The organism is Exiguobacterium sp. SH0S1 (assembly GCF_004337165.1).
GTDB classification, from domain to species: domain Bacteria; phylum Bacillota; class Bacilli; order Exiguobacteriales; family Exiguobacteriaceae; genus Exiguobacterium; species Exiguobacterium aurantiacum_A.
The window spans coordinates 488,203-508,971 of sequence record NZ_SJVC01000001.1; the positions used below are offsets into that span (position 1 = coordinate 488,203).

At 54.7% G+C, this 20,769-nt stretch carries 21 protein-coding genes; 20 read left to right on the top strand and 1 reads right to left on the bottom strand.

Features of this window, described 5'->3' with window-relative positions; all coding sequences use genetic code 11:
* Positions 1–7 precede the first annotated feature (7 nt).
* From aroC to EVJ20_RS02505, 12 genes are all read left to right on the top strand, one after another.
* Positions 8–1,171, top strand: coding sequence for a chorismate synthase (gene aroC / locus EVJ20_RS02450; RefSeq protein ID WP_131465238.1), 1,164 nt, complete (start codon positions 8–10; stop codon positions 1,169–1,171).
* Positions 1,165–2,214, top strand: coding sequence for a 3-dehydroquinate synthase (locus tag EVJ20_RS02455; protein ID WP_131506965.1), 1,050 nt, complete (start codon positions 1,165–1,167; stop codon positions 2,212–2,214). Before aroC ends, EVJ20_RS02455 begins: the two co-directional genes overlap by 7 nt.
* A complete protein-coding gene (aroA, locus tag EVJ20_RS02460; protein ID WP_131489822.1) occupies positions 2,214–3,464 on the top strand; it encodes a 3-phosphoshikimate 1-carboxyvinyltransferase in 1,251 nt (416 codons plus the stop codon). Before EVJ20_RS02455 ends, aroA begins: the two co-directional genes overlap by 1 nt.
* 35 nt (positions 3,465–3,499) lie before the next feature.
* Positions 3,500–4,771: a tetratricopeptide repeat protein gene (locus EVJ20_RS02465; protein ID WP_070327427.1), complete on the top strand. Its 1,272-nt coding sequence runs from the start codon at positions 3,500–3,502 to the stop codon at positions 4,769–4,771.
* Between the two features lie 24 nt (positions 4,772–4,795).
* Positions 4,796–5,329 carry a ReoY family proteolytic degradation factor gene (locus EVJ20_RS02470; protein ID WP_016509965.1) on the top strand — a complete coding sequence of 178 codons (534 nt, stop codon included), beginning with the start codon at positions 4,796–4,798 and terminating at the stop codon, positions 5,327–5,329.
* Positions 5,330–5,495: 166 nt separating this feature from the next.
* A complete protein-coding gene (locus EVJ20_RS02475; protein WP_236633388.1) occupies positions 5,496–5,936 on the top strand; it encodes a DUF2487 family protein in 441 nt (146 codons plus the stop codon).
* 110 nt (positions 5,937–6,046) lie between these two features.
* On the top strand, positions 6,047–6,550 hold the full coding sequence (locus tag EVJ20_RS02480) for a QcrA and Rieske domain-containing protein (RefSeq protein WP_131465232.1): 504 nt from the start codon (positions 6,047–6,049) through the stop codon (positions 6,548–6,550).
* A gap of 16 nt (positions 6,551–6,566) precedes the next feature.
* The gene (gene qcrB, locus EVJ20_RS02485) at positions 6,567–7,238 is read left to right on the top strand and encodes a menaquinol-cytochrome c reductase cytochrome b subunit (protein ID WP_016509980.1); all 672 of its coding nucleotides are present in this window, start codon (positions 6,567–6,569) and stop codon (positions 7,236–7,238) included.
* Positions 7,239–7,271: 33 nt separating this feature from the next.
* The gene (locus tag EVJ20_RS02490; protein ID WP_070327424.1) at positions 7,272–8,066 is read left to right on the top strand and encodes a menaquinol-cytochrome c reductase cytochrome b/c subunit; all 795 of its coding nucleotides are present in this window, start codon (positions 7,272–7,274) and stop codon (positions 8,064–8,066) included.
* 88 nt (positions 8,067–8,154) lie between these two features.
* Positions 8,155–8,772 (top strand): DUF1405 domain-containing protein, encoded by a 618-nt coding sequence (locus tag EVJ20_RS02495; protein WP_131506967.1) that lies wholly within the window; start codon positions 8,155–8,157, stop codon positions 8,770–8,772.
* Between the two features lie 38 nt (positions 8,773–8,810).
* A complete protein-coding gene (locus tag EVJ20_RS02500; RefSeq protein WP_070327422.1) occupies positions 8,811–9,494 on the top strand; it encodes a zinc metallopeptidase in 684 nt (227 codons plus the stop codon).
* 50 nt (positions 9,495–9,544) lie between these two features.
* Complete coding sequence (locus EVJ20_RS02505; RefSeq protein WP_131506969.1) at positions 9,545–10,009, top strand: GreA/GreB family elongation factor; 465 nt, start codon at positions 9,545–9,547, stop codon at positions 10,007–10,009.
* A 674-nt stretch (positions 10,010–10,683) separates the two neighbouring features.
* On the opposite strand, the gene EVJ20_RS02510 is transcribed toward EVJ20_RS02505, so the two are convergent.
* Positions 10,684–11,559, bottom strand: a complete 876-nt coding sequence (locus EVJ20_RS02510) for a YitT family protein (protein ID WP_016509982.1) — start codon at positions 11,557–11,559, stop codon at positions 10,684–10,686.
* 113 nt (positions 11,560–11,672) lie between these two features.
* Between EVJ20_RS02510 and bshB1 the strand changes: the two genes are divergently transcribed.
* The 8 genes from bshB1 to dinG all read left to right on the top strand — a co-directional run bounded on the left by bshB1 (position 11,673) and on the right by dinG (position 20,739).
* Positions 11,673–12,356 carry a bacillithiol biosynthesis deacetylase BshB1 gene (gene bshB1 / locus EVJ20_RS02515; protein WP_131465226.1) on the top strand — a complete coding sequence of 228 codons (684 nt, stop codon included), beginning with the start codon at positions 11,673–11,675 and terminating at the stop codon, positions 12,354–12,356.
* The gene (bshA, locus tag EVJ20_RS02520; RefSeq protein WP_131489819.1) at positions 12,353–13,474 is read left to right on the top strand and encodes an N-acetyl-alpha-D-glucosaminyl L-malate synthase BshA; all 1,122 of its coding nucleotides are present in this window, start codon (positions 12,353–12,355) and stop codon (positions 13,472–13,474) included. The genes bshB1 and bshA overlap by 4 nt, the downstream gene beginning before the upstream one ends.
* Complete coding sequence (locus EVJ20_RS02525; protein WP_070327418.1) at positions 13,471–14,610, top strand: CCA tRNA nucleotidyltransferase; 1,140 nt, start codon at positions 13,471–13,473, stop codon at positions 14,608–14,610. The genes bshA and EVJ20_RS02525 overlap by 4 nt, the downstream gene beginning before the upstream one ends.
* Positions 14,583–15,545, top strand: coding sequence for a biotin--[acetyl-CoA-carboxylase] ligase (locus EVJ20_RS02530; protein ID WP_131465220.1), 963 nt, complete (start codon positions 14,583–14,585; stop codon positions 15,543–15,545). The genes EVJ20_RS02525 and EVJ20_RS02530 overlap by 28 nt, the downstream gene beginning before the upstream one ends.
* 214 nt (positions 15,546–15,759) lie before the next feature.
* Positions 15,760–16,596 (top strand): 3-methyl-2-oxobutanoate hydroxymethyltransferase, encoded by an 837-nt coding sequence (gene panB, locus EVJ20_RS02535; protein ID WP_070327416.1) that lies wholly within the window; start codon positions 15,760–15,762, stop codon positions 16,594–16,596.
* Complete coding sequence (gene panC / locus EVJ20_RS02540; RefSeq protein WP_070327415.1) at positions 16,593–17,423, top strand: pantoate--beta-alanine ligase; 831 nt, start codon at positions 16,593–16,595, stop codon at positions 17,421–17,423. Before panB ends, panC begins: the two co-directional genes overlap by 4 nt.
* 5 nt (positions 17,424–17,428) lie before the next feature.
* Positions 17,429–17,812 carry an aspartate 1-decarboxylase gene (gene panD / locus EVJ20_RS02545; RefSeq protein WP_070327414.1) on the top strand — a complete coding sequence of 128 codons (384 nt, stop codon included), beginning with the start codon at positions 17,429–17,431 and terminating at the stop codon, positions 17,810–17,812.
* Between the two features lie 116 nt (positions 17,813–17,928).
* Complete coding sequence (gene dinG / locus EVJ20_RS02550; protein ID WP_131506971.1) at positions 17,929–20,739, top strand: ATP-dependent DNA helicase DinG; 2,811 nt, start codon at positions 17,929–17,931, stop codon at positions 20,737–20,739.
* Positions 20,740–20,769: the final 30 nt, after the last annotated feature.

Sequence of the window (20,769 nt, forward strand, 5' to 3'; positions counted from 1 at the left end):
GGCGCATATGCGTTATTTGACAGCGGGAGAGTCACACGGACCGGGATTGACCGTCATCATCGAAGGAGTCCCGGCCGGCTTAAGCGTCGACGTCGAGGCAATCAACGGCGAGTTGGCGAAACGTCAGTCGGGCTATGGCCGTGGACGCCGAATGCAAATTGAATCAGACAAAATCGAGGTGAGGGCTGGGGTTCGTCATGGGATGACGACCGGAGCCCCTGTTTCGTTTTGGATTGAAAACAAAGACCATGCGCATTGGCGGAACGTCATGCAGGCAGAGCCGGTCGACGACGAGTTTGAAATCAAGCGCCGGGTCGTTCGGCCTCGTCCGGGACATGCTGACCTTGTCGGCGGTCTTAAGTATGACCACCGAGACCTTCGGGACGTGCTCGAACGTTCGAGTGCCCGCGAGACGGCGGCCCGCGTCGCTGTCGGTGCGCTCAGCAAACAGTTGCTCGACGCAGTCGGCATGTCGCTCGTCAGCTATGTGAAAGTGATCGGCGGCATCGAGTCCGCGCCGAAGCACTACGCAGCACTCGAAGAACTACGGACCGTCATCGAGGCGTCACCCGTACGCACGACTGACGAAACGTCCGGTGAAGCGATGATGCGTTTGATTGATGAAGCGAAAGCGGCCGGAGATTCACTTGGCGGCGTCGTCTGCACCGAAGTGCATGGCGTCATCCCAGGGTTGGGTTCTTACGTCCAATATGATCGCAAGCTCGATGCGGCCATCGCTCGCGCCGTCATGAGCGTCAACGCCATCAAAGGGGTTGCCTTTGGCGATGGATTTGACATGGCGTACCGTCCAGGATCGGAAGTGATGGACCCGATCGCCTATGACGAGTCCGGGTATACGAGACTGAGCAACCATCTAGGCGGTTTTGAAGGAGGGATGACGACCGGGATGCCGATCGTCTGCAGTGCCGTGATGAAGCCGATTCCGACGCTCTACAAACCGTTGCAATCGGTCGATATCGATACGAAACAGCCGTTCCTCGCTCAAATCGAACGAAGTGACGCTTGTGCTGTCCCGGCTGCGTCACTTGTCGTCGAGGCGGTCGTCGCGTTCGAACTCGCGCGTGAGTTGTGTGAGACGTTCGGACACGACACCGTCAAACGAATTCAGTCGCGGGTCGAGTCGTATCGTGAGGAAATCCGGTCGTGGTGACGATTCATGTTGACGCATCAGTCCCTTATGACGTGTCGATTGAACACAGCGACGCCTGGTTGGACCGCGTGGATTATTTCCCGGCCTGCTCGACGGTATGGGTCATTACAGACCGGACGGTGGATGCGCTACACGGTAAGGTGTTCAAACAACGTTTAGCCGGCATCCATCCGCAGATCGTTTGGTCGGTCGTCACGCCGGGTGACGGCTCGAAATCACTCGAGACCGTTGAAAAACTCGTGACAGATGGGTTGACCGCACGTTGTGACCGCGACACGCTCATCGTCGCTTTTGGCGGGGGCATGATCGGGGACTTGGCCGGTTTTCTTGCGAGTGTGTATATGCGAGGGGTCCGTTACATCCAAGTACCGACGACGGTGCTCGCCCATGATTCAGCGATCGGTGGCAAAGTCGCCGTCAACCACCCGCTGTCTAAAAATGCGATCGGTGCGTTTTATCAACCGATCGGTGTGCATTATAACGTGTCCCGTCTCGAGACGCTGAGCAATCGTGACGTCTTGAGCGGGCTCGGTGAGTTGATTAAACATGCTTACTTGTCACGTTACGTCCTCGCTACTTCATTCGAGGACGAACTGTTTCAGGCGTTGTCAGTTGGTACGCTAGACTGGGAAATGTGGCTTGCGCGCGGGATTGAAGTGAAACGTGTCGTCGTCGAGGCAGACGAACGGGAACACGGTGTCCGGGCGTGGCTCAATTTTGGTCATACGTTCGGGCACGCTTTAGAGTCGGTCGAACGGTATCGACTGTCACACGGGGAGGCGGTGCTGTACGGCATGGTATACGCCTTTCTCGTCGGAGGAGACACGGATCGGGCCAGTAAGCTCGCCGCTTGGATGCGGGCGCGCCGCGTCAGCCCGGTTGAATGGAAACCGTTCAAGACGTATTTGACGGTGATGGGGCTCGATAAGAAAAATCGGGATGGACAAGTCCGTTTCGTGTTGCTCGGTGAAGCGGCTACCGTTGAGGCGGTGCCGTCCGAGCGGCTTGCTGAAGCATACATACAGTTGAAAGGGTGGTTCTGATGGGGTTGAATGGATTGATTCGCGTACCGAGTGATAAGTCGATCACGCACCGCGCGATCTTATTCGGTGCGATAGCGAGCGGGGAGACGGTCGTCATGAATCCGCTCCTTGGGGCAGATTGCCGTTCGACGATCGATGCGGTCCGTAGTCTCGGGGCAAGCGTCGAAGAACTCGACGAGCGGCTCCGGATCGAAGGTGTCGCGTCAGTCGTTCCGGCCACGCTTGACTGCGGGAATTCGGGGACGACGATGCGCCTGCTCTCGGGTCTCGTCTCCGGATATTCGGGTGAGTTCACGCTCGTCGGAGACGACTCGCTCTCGAAACGGCCGATGCGTCGCATCACCGAACCGCTTCGACAGATGGGGGCCGACATCGACGGCGAATTCGCCCCTGTTCGGATCAAGGGGCGGCGCTTGAGCGGGATCGATTACACGTTACCGGTCGCGAGCGCGCAAGTGAAGTCGGCTATCCTATTGGCCGGTCTTCGCGCTGACGGGACGACGATTGTCCGGGAACCGATGCTGTCACGCGACCATACGGAACGGATGCTGCCGCTGTTTGGTGGACGAGTCGAGATCACGAACGAAGATGGCGTGCGGACGATCCGGCTATCGTCAAGTCACCTCGACGGGGCGACAGTCGACGTGCCAGCCGACCCGTCGTCGGCTGCTTTCTTCTGGGCCGGGGCCGCCATCGTCCCAAACAGCCGCGTGACGACGACCGACGTCTGTTTGAACGAGACGAGAATCGGCTTTTTACGAACACTTGAGCGTATGGGAGCGAACGTCGAGATCACTCGGCTGCGACCACTCGGGGAAGAGACGGTCGGAGATGTGACGGTGACGACGAGCGAACTTCAAGGGGTGACGCTCGAAGGCGAGGCCATCCCACGACAAATCGATGAACTCCCACTCTTCGCTCTCGTCGCGTCGCAGGCGTCGAGCCCGTCAGTCGTAAAGGATGCGGGTGAACTGCGTGTGAAAGAGACCGATCGGATCAAGACGGTCGCGAGCGAGCTCGCGGCGCTCGGTGTCGATATCCGCGAGACCGAAGACGGGTTCAGCGTTTTCCCGAGCCGGCTTCAGGCTGGTCATGTGTCCTCGCATGCGGACCATCGTCTATCGATGATGCTACAAGTGGCAGCTTTACTGATCGACGAACCCGTCGTCATCGACGGGATCGAAGCCTCTGAAATCAGTTACCCTCATTTTCGTGACGATTTACAACGGCTCGGTCGTGAGATAGAATAACGGCAATACCTGAAAGTGGTAGGAGGAAATTAATTATGTTAGACGAATCAGTATTAAACCATATAATCGAGATGCTCGAAAAAGGTGAGACCGAGCACGCCTTGGCGCACCTTGAAGCGCTTGAGACAGAAGGTTCGGACGAAGATCGGTTGGCGATTGCCGACCTATATCTCGAACTGGGCCTCGCCGACCGGGCTGTGAATTTACTAGCAGCACTGTATGTCGACTACGCGGGCAACCCGCACGTGGCGCTGTCGCTCGCTGAAGCGTATCTCGACAGCGACCGGGAAGAAGAAGCGATCGCCGTCCTTGAAACGATCGATGCGAGCGACAAAGAGGCGCACATGAGAAGTCTCGTCTTATTAGCTGATTTGTATCAATCGCAAGGACTTGACGAAGTCGCGGTCAAGAAATTGATGGAAGCGTTACAGGCGAATCCGGACGAGCCGCTGCTCGTCTATGGGCTGGCCGAACTATACGCCTCGATCGGTTCGTTTGAACAGGCGGTACCGCTCTATGCTCGCTTACCGCACTTGCGATTACCCGAAGAACTCGATTATCAAGCCGATTACGCTGAAGCACTGACGATGATCGGCTCGTTTGAAGAAGCGCTCGATGAATTCGAGAAGACAGAGAACCGCAATCTGAACACCGTGTTCGGACATGCGATGACGGCCCACCGCATCGGACGTGATGAGGTCGCCATCAAACAGTTCGAAGAGCTCCGCTTGATGGACCCTGACTTCACATCGCTTTACTTGCCGTATACGGAAGCACTCGAGGAACTCGGTCGCATCGATGAAGCGCTCGAAGTGATCGATCAAGGGATCGACCGTGACGACTATAACGATGAGCTGCGCACTGTCAAAGCGAAGCTGTTCTTGAAGCAAGGCCGCACAGACGAAGCGGTCAATGAACTCCGCGAAGCGCTCGCCTTGAACCCGGAATCGCTTCAAGCGACCGAACTGCTGTTGTCAATCTTGTTCGAAGCGGGAGACATGGAAGCCGTGCTCGAGACGATCGATGCGCTCGAGGAGCACTCGACGTCGACGCTCATGACGTGGTACAAGGCGAAAGCCGCCTATGAACTCGAGGACTATGAGCAGGCCGTCAATCTATACACATCGATCGAACAAGTTTATAAAGAGGACGTGTCATTTTCGACTGAATGGGCTACACTATTGGTAGAAGAAGGACAGCGTGACAAGGCGCAGCGTGTGCTCGAGCAAACGCTTGCGCTCACCGTGGATATGATCGACCGCCAAATTCTCGAAGAGCGGATCGACTTGTTGACGGATCGCGATTAATCAATATAAAGGAGATGGGGTCATATGGTCGAGCGGAAAAAGAATTTTTTAAAGCGATTCCTCGCTCATCATACGCTTCGTAAGCGAGAGGCCAAATGGATCATTGATTATTGGCTTAGACATCCTGAAAAACTTGGGAACGTTCATTTCGTGACGAACGCCTCGGTTTCACCGCGCAGCCTCGTCATGACGGCGTACGGCTTCGAAGGGGAACCGTTCCGTTACCGACGAGGTGACCTCATCACGGTCAATCCGGAAAAGGCGTACCATGACATTCGGCTCCACGACGGGACGATTTATGTCGAACTAAACTTTCAAGGGATGATGATTGATGAGAGTTGGATCGACATCGTCGAGCTCAATCCGTTTGAGCCTGTCGCCGAGATTAAAGACGAAGTGACGAACTCGGCCCAGACGGTCATTCGAGCATCGGTCGCCCAGTTCGAGGAAGAGCGTCTGCTCGTCGAGATCGACGAGGCGCTTGATCGCCGGGACGAGAAGCTGTTTCGTAATTTGACGAGCAAACTTCATCAAGTGAGAGCATCGAAATTATTTTAGGAAAAACAAGCGCTTCCGTTATGGAAAGCGCTTGTTTTTTGGTATATTAATGACGTAGGAATACACAATAATTTCACATTTCGTTCATAACTTTCGAGAGGAAGCGAATGTAGGTACGCTACAATGGACATGATGATGTATGTCTTCTAAAGAGAGGAGGAGGAAGATGAGGTTCGATGGCATGGATGCGTTGAAATCGCTGACCGAACGCCAATACGTCGATACGCTCATCGTCCCACTCGTCGAACTGGCGTTTGATGAGGAGATGGTGCGTAAAGCCGAAAGCTACGAGGTCGTCCAAGCGGTGGCGCTTGAAACCGAACGACAGCTGTCTGGACGGACGATGCTGAATCCGACGCTTAGCTATCTCGATGTCGAGGCCGGGTACGAATTTGCATGCGCAGTCATGACAAAAGCAACGACGGCCGGGTTTGCCCACGTGTTGTTCATCTCTTCAGACGTTCGCTTCAAAGCGTTCGAGTTACCGGTCATATTCGTTCCGCCGCTTGCCTTGAAAGGCATGTCGGGGGAGCAGTCGCACACGATGGTCCAAAATTTTGCGACGCAAGTCATTACAGAGCTTTCGGGCCGTTGGATGGCGACATGAAGCGGTTGACGTAGAGGTTTTATTGATATACTATTTTGGTGAGTGAGAAATTTTTGTGAAGAATGCATAAAGAATTATGGGGTTATGCACACGAATGAGGGGGGAACCAAATGGCTCAAAATGGGTCAAAAGTCACGCGCCGTCAGTTCTTAACGTATACGTTAACTGGTGTAGGTGGCTTTATGGCGGCAACATTGATCAGTCCGATGGTCAACTTTGCGATCGATCCGGTCTTGAAAAAATCGGGTGCGGGCGACAAAGTGAAGGTCATGAGTCTTGACGACATCACGACTGAGCCGCAACGTGTCGACTTTAAAAAACAAACGCAAGACGCTTGGTATGAATTTGAAGAAACACTTTCAGCATGGGTGTTCAAAGACGAGAACGGTGAAGTAATCGCACTCTCTCCTATCTGTACGCATCTTGGCTGTCAAGTAGGTTATGGTGGAGATCCGACAAGACCGTCAGAATTTTTCTGTCCGTGTCACTTCGGGCGTTACGAAAAAGACGGAACGAACATTCCGGGTACACCTCCGACATCACCGCTGGCACGCTATGAAAAAGAAGAAAAAGACGGCTTCCTATACTTGGGCAGTCCAGTCGCACAGTTGTGAGAGGGGGAAATAGTCGATGTTACAAAAAATTTATGATTGGGTCGATGAACGCGTCGACATCACGCCGTTATGGCGCGACATCGCTGACCATGAAGTACCGGAACACGTCAACCCTGCCCATCACTTTTCAGCATTTGTTTATTGCTTCGGCGGTCTGACATTTTTCACGGTCGTGATTCAAATTCTGTCAGGGATGTTCTTGACGATGTACTACGTTCCAGATATCATCAATGCCCACGCATCGGTGTATTACTTACAGAACGAAATCGCACACGGACAAATCGTTCGTGGGATGCACCATTGGGGCGCATCGGTCGCGATCGTCATGTTGTTCTTACACACGCTCCGTGTGTTCTTCACCGGATCGTATAAGAAACCACGCGAACTCAACTGGGTCGTCGGAGTCCTCTTGTTCTTCGTCGTCTTGGCGCTCGGTCTTACAGGTTACTTGTTACCTTGGGATATGAAAGCGTTGTTCGCAACGAAAGTTACGCTTCAAATTGCCGAAAGTGTTCCTGTCATTGGTGGAATCGCCAAGACCCTTCTCGCCGGTGGTGAGATCGTCGGGGCACGGACGCTCACGAACTTCTTCGCCATTCACGTCTTCTTCTTACCGGCGGCCTTGTTCGGACTCCTCGGAGCCCACTTCCTGATGATTCGTAAACAAGGAATATCTGGACCGCTATAAGCCGATTCGAAGACAAAAAGGAGGAGAAACGATATGCATCGCGGTAAAGGGATGAAATTTGTAACCGACTCTCGAGTAGGAATCGGGAATCGGAAACAAAATATTGCAAAAGACTATTCTGAATATCCAGGACGCACAGAAGCGTTCTGGCCGAACTTCTTGCTTAAAGAGTGGATGGTCGGTTCGGTCTTCTTGATCGGATTCATCGCCTTGACGATCGTCGAGGCAGCACCGCTCCAAAACATCGCCGATCCAACGAACACGTCATACATTCCGTTACCGGACTGGTATTTCTTGTTCTTGTATCAATTGCTCAAGTATCAATTCGCGGCGGGGGACTGGATCCTTCTTGGAACGGTCATCTTGCCTGGGGTCGCGTTCACGGCGCTCTTGATCGCACCGTGGCTCGACCAAGGAATCGAGCGCAGGCCGGCCAAACGACCGGTCGCGATCAGCTTCATGCTGCTCGGGATTCTCTCGATCATGTACTTGACGTGGGAATCTGTTCAAACGACGCATTGGGATCAAGTTCATGAGCAAGGAATCTTAGTCGTACCGGGTGAAGGTCCGGAAATCGACACAGCCGCACCTGGCTATGAGATTTATGCAGCCCAGTCTTGTGTGAACTGTCACGGTCAAAACCTCGAGGGCGGGGCGGCAGCTCCAGGACTCATCGGAACGGCCTACACGGCTGAAGAGATCGCGGAGATCGCGGTCAACGGTGTCGGCACGATGCCGGCCGGTCAGTGGGACGGTTCGGATGAAGACCTCCAAGCCATGTCCGAGTTCCTCGCCTCATACGGTGAAGGCGGCGAAAATAACCAGTAAGCAATCGAGTGTAGTCCCCTATGGGCTACACTCTTTTACTTATCGGTCACGCAAGCTACAATAAAGAAAAAAAGGACGGAATGATTTCATGAACTATACGATGTGGCTTCCCTTTCTAAAACATAAAGCCGTTTTAACATTCCTCTTCATCGTCAATCTGCTCGGCACGATTTACGGATACGTCTGGTATGAACCACAGCTTCGCGACACGCCGCTCATCTATTGGCCGTTCGTACCGGACAGCCCGACGGCGTCACTATTTTTCACAATCGTCCTGGCGCTGTGGCTGCTCAAGAAAAGCTCACCGCTCATCGAGACACTCGCCTTCATCACACTCGTCAAATACGGGGTCTGGGCCGTCGTCATGAACGTCATGTTCCTCATGAAGCTAGGAGACGACGCGGATACGTTCATCGTGCTCATGGCCGTCATACTCATGCTGTCTCACGGTGCGATGGCGGTCCAGGCGTTTCTATACGCCCCGTTCATGCGTTGGACCGTGTCGTCGTTCGTCTTGACGCTCATCTGGGTCATCCATAACGACGTCGTCGACTACGTGCTCGGACAATGGCCGCGTTATCCGTCGCTCGCCGAGCATATTATGTGGATCGGCTACGGGTCGTTCTGGTTGACGGGAATATGTTTTTTTGTGGGATACCGACTCATCCTGCGCGCTTCGCTTGATAATAAGTTCATAAGAATGTAAAATCGAGATATCAAATATACGCAGAGGTGATATAGAAAATGTCATTAGGTGGCTATATTTTCTATCTCGCGCTGATCATGCTCATCCCGTTATGGGCCCAGATGCGAGTGAAAAGTACGTACAAAAAGTTTTTACAACAACCACTTCAAAGCGGTGTCACCGGCGCTCAAGTCGCTGACTTCATCATGAAACAAAACGGTGTGCACGATGTCCGCATCGAGATGGTCGACGGTTTGATGAGTGACCATTACGACCCGACGCATAAAGTCGTCCGCTTGTCGCGCGAAGTGTATCAAGGATCAACGATCTCGTCGGCAGCGATCGCGGCCCATGAGATCGGTCACGTCGTCCAAGACGCGACGGACTATAAGATGATGCGTGTCCGCCATCGGCTCGTGCCGGTCGTGAACATCACGTCAAACTTGTCGTTCCCGCTGCTCATAGGAGGTTTCCTCTTAGGTGCGATGGGACTTGCCCAGCTCGGTGTCGTCATGATGCTCGGGGCGGTCTTGTTCCAACTCGTCACGCTCCCGGTCGAATTTGACGCCTCGAAACGCGCCATGGCCGAACTGACGAGCCACGGGATCGTGACCGCGACGGAAGAGTCAGGTGCCCGTAAAGTGTTGAACGCGGCTGCTTGGACTTATGTCGCAGCGACACTTGTCGCGGTTGCCGAACTGATCCGTCTCGCACTGATCGTCTTTATGCCACGCGATGAATAGAATCGATCCCGTCGACTGACGGGATTTTTTTGTATGAGGAGGGGAATTGTATGGCAAAACCACAGTTGACGAAGTCAGGCCGTCTTCGTCTCATCGAACAGCTCGAGTCGCTCCGCGGAAGCGGCCGGAGCGAGGCGCTCGAACGAGTGAAGATGGCGCGCAAATTTTGTGACTTTAGAGAAGACGTGACGTACTTTGAGGCGGTCCGGGAACAAGAGCGCATCGAGGCGAAAATTGTTGAACTCGAGCGCGTGCTTGCCGACGCGATGATCGAGGATGATGCGCCAACGGATCGCGTCGGTTTCGGAGTGGAGGTATGGATCAGGGAACTGCCGGACGGTGAGGACGAGACGTATCGGATCGTCGGTGAGCTCGAGGCTGATTTGGCGAACGGGACGATCTCGGTCTCGTCCCCGCTCGGAAGCGGCTTGATCGGAAAACGAGTCGGGGAGACCGCTAGTATCGATTCGCCGGGCGGTGCCCTTTACTTTGAAATTAAACGGATCGAACGATGATAAAACGAAGTGGAGACAGAACGAGCCGGTTTTTTTCCAATGAGAAGAGGCCACCTGGAGCAAACAAGTCGCTCTAGGTGGCCTCTTTCTTATCAATTTATTAGGTGATGACTCAATCTTATTTCAAGTCGTGGTGAGTTTAACATGTCTTCGAAAACTAAAATTGTCCATTGAAGTCGCGTGGAACAACTGAGGTTAATATTTTCTTATCTGAGTTTTTCTTAGACTCGTAAGAGATAATATACTCTTCATTTTCGTTCAGTAAAGCCCATATACTAACGTCAGCAATGTAAACTTTCTTCTCGTTTGCGAGTATGATCCATTGCTCTGTCTCAGACTGGTCTTTCGTAGTAACCTTTACTTTCTCAGTCACGGAGATCACCGAGCTATCCATAAATACATAAGTCGTAAACACTAAGACCAATATTACAAATAGTGAGGAGATAAAGATCGCTTTTTTCATCATACTGGATTACCAAAGATCATATTAGAAACATACAACTTCATACAACGAGCGTGTCTTTTCAAAATATAACCTCCCTCTGAAATGTGTAGACCACCATACTATCCTACCGCGCAGCAATTGGTGTGCGCTATATGGAGAACTATGGATGAACTATATCTCGTCCAATAAGGAGAAGAGAAACACAACTTAGCTTCAAATTTGGTGTGATTTATTTCAAAGGAACTCGATTCTCGTCGAACGTGAACCCTTCGCCGCCGACTTCGTATACGTGATGGAACGTGACGAAAGCGTGCGGGTCGATCTGTTTGACGATCGTCTTGAGGCGGTTGACCTCGTTGCGTCCGACGACGACGTAAATCACTTCGAGCTCTTTATTCGAATAGCCGCCTTTCGCGAGCAGACGGGTCGTCCCGCGGTTCATCGTCGCGTGGATGCCGTCGGCGATGGCGGTCCGGTGGTCGCTGATAATCATCGCGGCCTTACCGGCATATGTGCCTTCCTGCATCGAATCGATGACGCGGGCGCCGATATAGACGGCAAGGAGCGTATACATCGCCTCGCGGATGTCGAGATACGTCAAACTGAGGACGATGACGAAAAAGTCGAACACGAGGAACGTCTTGCCGATCGACCAACCGACGTAACGTTGGACGAGGCGAGCGATAATATCGATGCCCCCGGTCGTCCCGCCGTTGTTGAAAATGATGCCGAGACCGACGCCGATGAACAGACCGGCGAATAAACTCGCGAGCACCATGTCATCGGTCAAATCGATGACGAGGTTCGAGTACTTAGCGATCAGCCCATACCAGAGCGAAAAGCTGAACGTCCCGACGAGCGTATAGATGAACGTCGTCCGCCCGAGCAGCTTGTAGCTGACGAAGAAGAGCGGCAGATTGAGCGCCAAGTTCGTGATCGATGGCGACCAACCGAACAAGCCGCGCAGAATCAACGTGATCCCGGTGAAACCGCCTTCGGCCAAGTTGTTTTGGACGTTAAAATGAAACACGCCGAATGCAAAAATGAATGAACCGATGAGAATAAAGAATATATTGCGAAACCGAATCGGTAATTGTACCGTCATGTGGTTTACCTCCCATCCATAAGCGTACTCGAAAAACCTGTGGATTGCCTACCCTGAACATATGACATTCGACAGTGAGTCCGATATACTTTTCACAGAAGAGGTGATTTTTTATGAAAATAGTAGCAATCGGGGCCCATCCGGACGATATCGAAATCGGCATCGCCGGCATGACGGCCCAGTGGACGGGTGATCGCATCCCAGTCCTGTACGTCGATTTGACGCGGGCCGAACTGTCGTCGAACGGCGATGTCGTCACGCGGGCACAGGAAGCGGCAACAGCCGATAGAATTCTCGGCGTCCGTCGCATCAATCTCGGTTTCCCTGACCGTGGCCTGCTCGGGACAGCCGACCAAATTGAAACGCTCGTCCGCTTGATCCGGACCGAGCGACCGACGCATCTGCTCTATCCGTACGGCGTCGACCGCCATCCCGACCACGGGGCGTGCGCCCGTCTCGTCGAAGAGGCGCTGTTCAACGCCGGGATTCGCAAATATATGTCCGACGTCCCGGCTTACCGTCCGGACAGCGTCTATCAATACATGATCAACGCCCACGTGCGACCGGACGTCTGCATCGACATCACGGCGACGCTCGATAAAAAAGTGGACGCGTTGACGTCATACGCAAGTCAATTCACACCAGTTGACGGCGTCGACACACCATTGACCGATGCGTACGTCGACCGCGTCGTCGCGCGCGACCGTCACTTCGGTAGCTTGATCGGCACGGACTACGCCGAAGGGCTCATGACCGTCAAACCATACGTCGTCACGCAGGCGGGTGAGCTCGCATGAAGCTACGTATCGGAGTCCTCTGTTATCCGTCGGTCGGAGGTTCAGGCATCCTCGCGACCGAGCTCGGGATGAAACTCGCCGACCGGGGGCACGACGTCCATTTCATCACGTCGAGCATCCCGTTCCGGTTGAATGCGTATCATCCGAACATCACGTTCCACCAAGTCGAGATCAACCAGTACTCGGTGTTCCGCTATCCTCCGTACGATATCACGCTCGCCTCGAAGATCGCGAGCGTCATCCGTGCGTTCGGCCTCGACGTCATCCACGCGCACTATGCGGTGCCCCATGCGGTTTGTGCCGCGCTCGGACGCGAGATGGCCGAGAGTAAGACGCCGATCGTCTCGACGCTCCACGGCACCGATATTACGGTGCTCGGGGAAGATGAAGAGTTGAAACCGGCGATCCTGTACGGTTTACGTCAGTCGGACGCGATCACGGCCGTGTCCGACAGTTTGAAGCGCGAGACGCTTGAGCGGATCGATGCAGGCCTTGAGATCGATGTCATCCATAACTTTATCGACGAATCGGTTTATCAGCCGCAAGCCGAGCCGTCGCTCCGTGAACGTTACGGCTTGTCAGCAGCCGACCGCGTCGTCATCCATATCTCGAACTTCCGACAAGTGAAGCGGATCGACCTCGTGCTCGAGGCGTTCCAGCGGATGAGCGTCCCGGGCAAGAAGTTGCTCCTCGTCGGTGACGGACCGCTCATGGGGGCGATGCGTCGACTCGTGAGCGAGATGGCGCTCGAAGACAGTGTCATCTTCGCCGGGAAACAAGAGCAAGTCGCGGCGTTGTTGTCGATCAGCGACGTCCATCTTCTGTTGTCGGACAAAGAGGCGTTCGGTCTCGTCGCTCTCGAGGCGTTAGCGACAGGCGTCCCATCGGTCGTCAGCGATGCCGGGGGCTTGCCGGAAGTGATCACGGACGGAGTGGACGGTTTTGTCGTCGCGCGCGGCGACGTCACAGCGGCCACGACCGCGCTCGAAGCGATCTTGCTCGACGATGCGCTCCATGCGAAACTGCGTGCCGGCGGTCTCGTGAAAGCGAGACAGTTCGCGTCTAAAGACATCGTCACGCAATATGAACGACTATACGAACAGGTGGTGCGCCGATGACAGAATGGGAGTATGCGAAACAAATCATAAAAAAAATCAACGACCACGGGGGCGAGGCGTACATCGTCGGCGGTGCCGTTCGTGACTACGTGCGCGGCACGCTTCCCGACGACATCGATATCGCGACGTCGTTGTTCCCGGAAGACGTCATGAAACTGTTCCCGAAATCGGTCCCGACCGGAATCGATCACGGGACGGTCACGGTCATCCTCGATCATCATCCGTTCGAGGTGACGACGTTCCGTTCGGAAGGGACGTATTCGGACTCGCGACGCCCCGACCACGTCTCGCTCGGCGTCACGCTCGAAGAGGACATGTTGCGCCGCGACTTCACGATGAACGCGATGGCGTTCCATGACGGCAACGTCGTCGACTTGTTCGGCGGCCGGCTTGACCTCGAGGCGCGGATTATCCGGACCGTCGGGAGCCCGTACGAACGGTTCGGGGAAGACGCGCTCCGGATCATGCGTGCGTTTCGGTTCATGTCCCAGCTCGACTTCACGCTCGCTGATGATGTGCGGAACGCGGCGCGGACGCTCGGCCACAAATTGCAAGACATCGCGATGGAACGCATCGCCATCGAGTTCGAGAAGTTGATGACGGGACCTGCTTACCGCCGGGCGCTGACCGACCTTGTCGAGCTCGGCATCCATCAGTACTTACCGGACGTGTCCAAACAGCTCGTCCATCGTGTTATCGCTGACAGACGGGCACCAATCAACGCGGTCGGAGGCTGGGCGCTATTCGTCTATCACGCCGGAGACATCCGTTGGCTCTCGCCATGGAAGCGTTCGAACGCCTTGAAGCGGGAAGCGGGCGTATTGGCCAACCTGTTCGACTCCGGGCTCGATACGTTCACCGTATATGAGACGTCTCAAGCGACGCTCGAGACGTATTTGCGGATGACCGGGAGCACGGAATCGTCCGACGCCTTGAAACGTGTGCTCCCGATCCAGTCACGGCGGGAGCTCCGGTTCGACGGTCGCGATGCGCTTCAGGTCGGGGCGAGCGGCGCACGGATCAAGCACTTGCTCGCCGACCTCGAACGGCGCGTCGTCCTCGGCGAGTTAGCTAACGAGGAACAAACGTTACGAGAGGAGGCGGTCATGTGGCTTCAACGAGAGGAAAGGTCTTAAACTTGCTCCAAGACGGGGCGGTGTGGAGCGGACAGGAATTGGCCCGCCAATTAAATATTTCACGTACCGCCATTTGGAAACACATCGAGACGTTAAAACAAGACGGTTACGACATCGAAACGATCCCGCGTAAAGGGTATCAACTGTTCGGACGGACGGACCGGCTCGATGAACCGGCGTTCGTCTCGTTCCGGCACGGCCGGTTCGGGCAACACGTCTACGCCTACGACCAAGTCGACACGACGCAGCGCATCGCCCACGAACTCGCCCAAAAAGGGGCGCTTGAGGGGACGCTCGTCATCAGCGAAGAACAGACGGCAGGGCGCGGCCAACTTGGGCGCAGTTGGCACAACCCGAGCCACGTCAATATCGCGGCTAGTATCATCCTTCGTCCGGCGCTGCCGATTCGGGAAGCGTCGAAGCTGACGCTCATGGCGGCGAGCGCTTTCGCCCGGTCGCTAAGGCAACAAGGCGTCCCGGCATTTATCAAATGGCCGAACGACCTTCTCGTGAACGGGAAGAAGATCGGCGGGATTTTGACCGAGATGCAAACTGAAGGCGACCGCATCCAAGCCGTCATCCTCGGCTTCGGATTGAACGTCAATACGGAGTCGATCCCGACTGACCTGGTTCACCGGGCGACGTCGATCAAATTGGAGACGGGCGTCGCGTTACGACGCAGTGAAGTGCTCGCCGATCTATTGGCCGAGCTCGAGACCGAATATGACGCGTTGCTCGAATCCGGGTTCGGCCCGGTCCGCGACAACTGGCTAGAGCACGCCGCTTATTTGAATGAAGAAGTGACGTTGACCGCCTCGGGGGAGTCTAAACGCGGTATCATGCGCGGCATCTCAGAACAGGGGGCGCTCCTGCTTGAGCGTCATGGTGCCGTCGAAGCCATCTATTCCGCTGAAATCGCAGTCTGGAATGATTGATGGAAACGTATTCGTGGTCTATAATGAACGTGTCGGACGCTATCGCAAGAAGTGTACCGGAATTGCAGACCGTCGTTTTAGTTAATTGTCTGCCTTGATCATTTTGACAGGGACAGAAGGACACTCAACCTTGAGTTCGTTTTCGTGCGCCTTCTTGCCAATCGTGTAAGAAGGCGTTTTTCCTTTCCTGTCTCCACATTTAGGAGGAGAGCATATGCATACGATGACTTCATTATTGAAAAAGATGAAGCAAGAAGAGAAGTTGGTCATGTTGACCGCTTACGATTATCCGTCGGCGAAACTGGCCGAAGCGGCGGGAGTGGACATCATTCTTGTCGGAGACTCACTAGGAATGGTCGTGCTCGGTTACGACTCGACGATCCCGGTGACGATTCATGATATGGTCCACCATGCCAAAGCGGTGCGCCGCGGGGCGAAGGACACGTTCGTCGTCGTCGATATGCCGTTCGCGACGTATCACGGTGATTTCGACCGAACGCTTCAAGCGGCGGCGACATTGTTCCAAGACGGACATGCCGACGCCATCAAACTTGAAGGGGCGGGCGAAGTGCTCGAGACGATCGAACGATTGACGAAAGTCGGCATGCCGTGTGTCGCCCATCTAGGGCTCACGCCACAATCGGTCGGCGTGCTCGAAGGCTATAAAGTCCAAGGGAAGTCGCTTGAGGATGCCGAGCAACTGATCAACGACAGCCTCGAGGCCGAACGGGTCGGGGCGAAAATGCTCGTTCTCGAGTGTGTGCCGCATCAACTCGCTAAAAAAATCGCCGAAGCGCTTCACATCCCGGTCATCGGGATTGGTGCCGGTGCCGACGTCGACGGCCAAGTGCTCGTCTATCATGACGTCTTGAAGTATGGGGTCGACCGTCTCCCGAAATTTGTCGAGGCGTACGCCGACGTGAACGCGGTCGCGACGAGTGCCATCGGCTCTTACGTCCAAGCGACGAAAGACGGCTCGTTCCCGCTCGAACGCCACACGTTCACGATGGACGAGACGCTGCTCGACACGTTGTACGGTGGCAAAGCATGAGGATCGTCACCGATCCGATGTCGTTACGTGAAACTCTGTCCGACGGGTTGACCGTCGGCTTTGTGCCGACGATGGGTTACCTGCATGAAGGACACTTGAGTCTCGTCGAGGCGGCCAAACGCGAGAATGATCGCGTCGTCATGAGCATCTTCGTCAATCCGACCCAATTTGGGCCGAATGAAGACCTCGATCGTTATCCGAGAGATTTTGAACGGGACGAACAGTTGGCGCGAGAAGCGGGGGTAGACGTACTATTTTATCCGGATACCGCGACGATGTATCCGCTCGATATGGCGCGCGTGACGGTGCGTACCGGAGCCGACGTCTTATGCGGCGCCAGCCGGCCCGGTCATTTTGACGGTGTATTGACGGTCGTCTCAAAACTGTTCAACTTGGTGCGGCCGACGCGTGCTTACTTCGGCTTGAAGGACGCCCAACAAGTCGCACTGATCGAGGGATACGTCCGGGACTATTTCGTGCCGGTCGAGATTATCCGCTGTCCGATCATTCGTGAGGACTCGGGACTCGCCAAGTCGTCGCGTAACGTCTACTTGTCTGAAACGGAACGGATTGACGCGAGCGACATCAATCGAGCACTCATCGAGGCGCGTGACGCGTTGACTGAAGGGGACGCGATCACGTCGGTACAAGAACGACTCGTCGAACGGCTGTCGGCCATCCCGAACAGTACGATCGACTATGTCGAACTGGTAGACTATCCGACGCTTTCGCAAGTGACAGACTCGTCGACAGAACTGTTGATTGCAGTGGCGGTGCAGTTTGAACGCGCCCGCTTGATTGATAATACGATTTGGAAGAGAGGGTGAATCAAATGATTCGAACATTTATGCACGCCAAGCTACACAAGGCGACCGTGACCGAGGCGAATTTACACTACGTCGGCTCGATTACGATCGATGAGGATTTGATGGACGCGGTCGGGATTATGGAAAATGAGCACGTCCACATCACGAACAACCATAACGGCGCCCGCATTGAGACATACGTCATCAAGGGTGAGCGCGGTTCAGGCGTTATCTGCCTAAACGGGGCAGCGGCCCGCCATTTCCAAGTCGGCGATGTCGTCATCATCATGGCCTACGGTCAGATGACGGCTGAAGAGGCGAGATCGCATCGTCCGAAAGTTGCGGTGTTGAACGATCGCAATGAAGTCGATCAACTGTTGTACGAAGAAATCGCACATACGATTCTATGAACAGAGCGGGGATGCCCTTAGAGGCAACCCCGTTTTTTCGTGCATCGTTCTATGGTAAGATGAGACAGACAGAAAGAGACAGAAAGCACGAGCGTGCCGAAGATGGGATGGATGTTATGGACACTTATGTGATAGTGGATTTAGAGACGACCGGTCATTCCGTCAAATCCGGCGATGAACTGATTGAATTCGCGGCGGTGGTCGTACAAGGTAGTGAAGTGATTGAGCGCTACAGTACGTTGATTCGACCGAGTCGTCCAATCCCTCCTTTTATCACGCAGTTGACGACGATAACAGATCAGGATGTGGCGTCTGCTCCGACGTTTGAAGACGTTATCCCTGATATTTGGAAGATGTTAGATGGGCGAGTGTTCGTTGCCCACAACGTTTCGTTTGATTTGAATTTTTTAAATGAGAGTTTAGAACTGGCAGGATATTTACCTTTCCAAGGGCGGGCCATCGATACGGTCGAACTCGCGCGCATCTTGTATCCGACACTTGAAAGCCACGCGCTCGAGTCACTCGCCGACACGTTCGACTTGGTGCACACGGACGCGCACCGCGCCCTCAGCGACGCTGAGGCGACCGCGGAGTTGTTTATTCAACAACTCGATCGTCTGCAGACGCTACCGGTCGTGACGCTAAAACAGTTGCGCCGTCTGTCCGAGTCGTGGACGAGCAACATCGAGCCGTTGCTCGATGATCTCATCGTCGAGATTGGTATTCGACCAGATGACGAGACGACGTACGATATCCACCGGAAAATCGCACTCCGTCGCCTGACTGATTCGTTTGAGCCGGCGGTCGAGCGCGAACCGTTCGAACCGTTTCTTCATCGGACGATCGAAGAGACGCTTCCGTCACTGTTCGACCAATTCGAACCGAGACAAAGTCAATTCGAGATGATGCGGCACGTCTATAAGGCGCTCGACGATGAGGCGACGCTTCTCATCGAGGCCGGGACCGGCACAGGCAAGACGTTAGCCTACTTGATCCCGAGCGCGCATCACGCCCTTGAGACGAAACGCCCGGTCGTCGTCAGCACGCATACGATCCAATTACAAGAACAGCTGCTCAACCGGGACTTGCCGATCTTAAAAGCCATCTTCCCGGAAATCGAGTTCACGCTTTTGAAAGGAAGACGCAACTATATCGATCTTCGGAAGTTTGAGATGGTGCTCGAGGAGACGAATGACGGGATGCTCTCGGCGATGTGTAAGGCGATGGTGCTCGTCTGGTTGACCGAGACGGAGACAGGGGACTTGGAAGAGTTGTCACTCCCTGGAGCGGCGACACAAGGACCGGCTTCGTTCAAACGGCTCATTCAAGCCGACGCGGCAACGGATTTCGGCCGCTTCGATCCTTGGTATAGCCGTGACTTCTTCACGCGGGCCGTCCTGCGTTCGAAAGAGGCGGACATCATCGTCACGAATCACGCGTTGCTCTTCTCGGATTTGCAGCATCAGGCCGGGATTCTTCCGACCGACACGCCGCTCATCTTGGACGAGGCGCATCAAGTCGAAGAGGTCGCCTCACATCATTTCGGTGTCACGTTCGACGCGATCCAGTTCGATCGCTTATTCAAATGGTTCGGCTACGGGGCCGACGGGAAGTTCCACTCCCGGCTGCTGCAACTTGCCGACTTGACGTCCGTGTCCGAAGAGACGGAAGCGTTCAGTAAAGAGACCGACCAGGCGTTAGCCCAAGTCGATGTCGAACTAGACGACCTGTTGACGGCACTCCAGTCGCTCGGCAAGAAAAAAGATCAACGGCAAACCGTTCGCTTCGAACGGGAAGGTGACGTGTTCCGACCGATCCGTGAAGTGGCGAAGCGGCTTGAGAACCGTTTACGGACGCTTCGGATGTCGCTCCGGCAGATGCTTCGTCTTCTCGATGAGCATAAAGAGCATATGACGTTCAAGCAACGCGCCGTGATCGGTGACTTGAAGGCGTTCATCGGGGACGTGCGGGAGATTGAGAGCGTGCTGTATGAAACGATGCTCACCCGCGACGACGACGCTGTCAGTTGGGTCGAGTTGAATTTGGCCAACCGCAAATTGACCTCGGTCTATACGCAACCGGTCGAAATCGGACCGTTGCTCCATGAGCGCTTGTTTGCGAAACGGCCGACGATTTTGACGTCGGCGACGATGACCGTGTCCGGTCGCTTCGGTTTTATCGAGCGCAGGCTCGGTCTCGACGGTCAGGATGTGAGACGGGTCGTCCTCGCTTCGCCGTTTGACTTCAAGAAACAGGCGAAATTGTTCGTCCCGTCAGACATCCCGTTGATCAACGAAGTGCCGTTACCGCATTTCGTCGATCAAATCGCCGCTTCGATTGCCCGGATTGCTAACGTGACGAAAGGACGCATGCTCGTCTTGTTCACGTCGAACGAACTGTTACGTTTGACGCACGAGGCGGTGAGACATCAGCTAGACGACGCGTATACGTTGCTTGCCCAAGGCGTCAGCGGCGGCTCGCGCAGCCGTTTGACGAAGCAGTTCAAACGAATCGATCAGTCGATTTTGTTCGGGACGGCCAGCTTTTGGGAAGGGGTCGATATCCCGGGAGAAGCGCTCACCTGCCTCGTCATCGTGCGTCTCCCGTTCGCCCCGCCCGACCAACCAGTCATTCAGGCGCGGTCTGAAAAAATTGAAGCGACCGGGAAGTCGTCGTTTTTCGAACTGTCACTTCCGCAAGCGGTCATCCGCTTTAAACAAGGCGTCGGTCGCCTCATTCGCTCGAAAGAGGATTACGGCGCCATCTTCGTCTTCGACCGCCGCGTCGAGACGACGCGTTACGGGAAACAGTTTCTCAATAGTCTCCCGGCCGTCGACCGGATCGAAGGATCGCTTGAGACGTCACTGGCCGAGCTCGAACTGTTTTTAGATGAGAAAGAAGAGACGACTCTAGGAAATCAGAGATAACGCTAGGCAGCGTGAAATTATCGCTTTATA

Bases quoted from the DNA above. Each gene is read 5' to 3' on its own strand.
- panC (WP_070327415.1), top strand. From the start codon at position 16,593: ATGAGGATCGTCACCGATCCGATGTCGTTACGTGAAACTCTGTCCGAC.
- EVJ20_RS02475 (WP_236633388.1), top strand. From the start codon at position 5,496: ATGAGGTTCGATGGCATGGATGCGTTGAAATCGCTGACCGAACGCCAA.
- EVJ20_RS02480 (WP_131465232.1), top strand. From the start codon at position 6,047: ATGGCTCAAAATGGGTCAAAAGTCACGCGCCGTCAGTTCTTAACGTAT.
- bshB1 (WP_131465226.1), top strand. From the start codon at position 11,673: ATGAAAATAGTAGCAATCGGGGCCCATCCGGACGATATCGAAATCGGC.
- EVJ20_RS02525 (WP_070327418.1), top strand. From the start codon at position 13,471: ATGACAGAATGGGAGTATGCGAAACAAATCATAAAAAAAATCAACGAC.
- dinG (WP_131506971.1), top strand. From the start codon at position 17,929: ATGGACACTTATGTGATAGTGGATTTAGAGACGACCGGTCATTCCGTC.
- EVJ20_RS02500 (WP_070327422.1), top strand. From the start codon at position 8,811: ATGTCATTAGGTGGCTATATTTTCTATCTCGCGCTGATCATGCTCATC.
- EVJ20_RS02495 (WP_131506967.1), top strand. From the start codon at position 8,155: ATGAACTATACGATGTGGCTTCCCTTTCTAAAACATAAAGCCGTTTTA.
- aroA (WP_131489822.1), top strand. From the start codon at position 2,214: ATGGGGTTGAATGGATTGATTCGCGTACCGAGTGATAAGTCGATCACG.
- panB (WP_070327416.1), top strand. From the start codon at position 15,760: ATGCATACGATGACTTCATTATTGAAAAAGATGAAGCAAGAAGAGAAG.
- EVJ20_RS02465 (WP_070327427.1), top strand. From the start codon at position 3,500: ATGTTAGACGAATCAGTATTAAACCATATAATCGAGATGCTCGAAAAA.
- aroC (WP_131465238.1), top strand. From the start codon at position 8: ATGCGTTATTTGACAGCGGGAGAGTCACACGGACCGGGATTGACCGTC.
- EVJ20_RS02490 (WP_070327424.1), top strand. From the start codon at position 7,272: ATGCATCGCGGTAAAGGGATGAAATTTGTAACCGACTCTCGAGTAGGA.
- EVJ20_RS02470 (WP_016509965.1), top strand. From the start codon at position 4,796: ATGGTCGAGCGGAAAAAGAATTTTTTAAAGCGATTCCTCGCTCATCAT.
- EVJ20_RS02510 (WP_016509982.1), bottom strand. From the start codon at position 11,559: ATGACGGTACAATTACCGATTCGGTTTCGCAATATATTCTTTATTCTC.
- qcrB (WP_016509980.1), top strand. From the start codon at position 6,567: ATGTTACAAAAAATTTATGATTGGGTCGATGAACGCGTCGACATCACG.
- panD (WP_070327414.1), top strand. From the start codon at position 17,429: ATGATTCGAACATTTATGCACGCCAAGCTACACAAGGCGACCGTGACC.
- bshA (WP_131489819.1), top strand. From the start codon at position 12,353: ATGAAGCTACGTATCGGAGTCCTCTGTTATCCGTCGGTCGGAGGTTCA.
- EVJ20_RS02505 (WP_131506969.1), top strand. From the start codon at position 9,545: ATGGCAAAACCACAGTTGACGAAGTCAGGCCGTCTTCGTCTCATCGAA.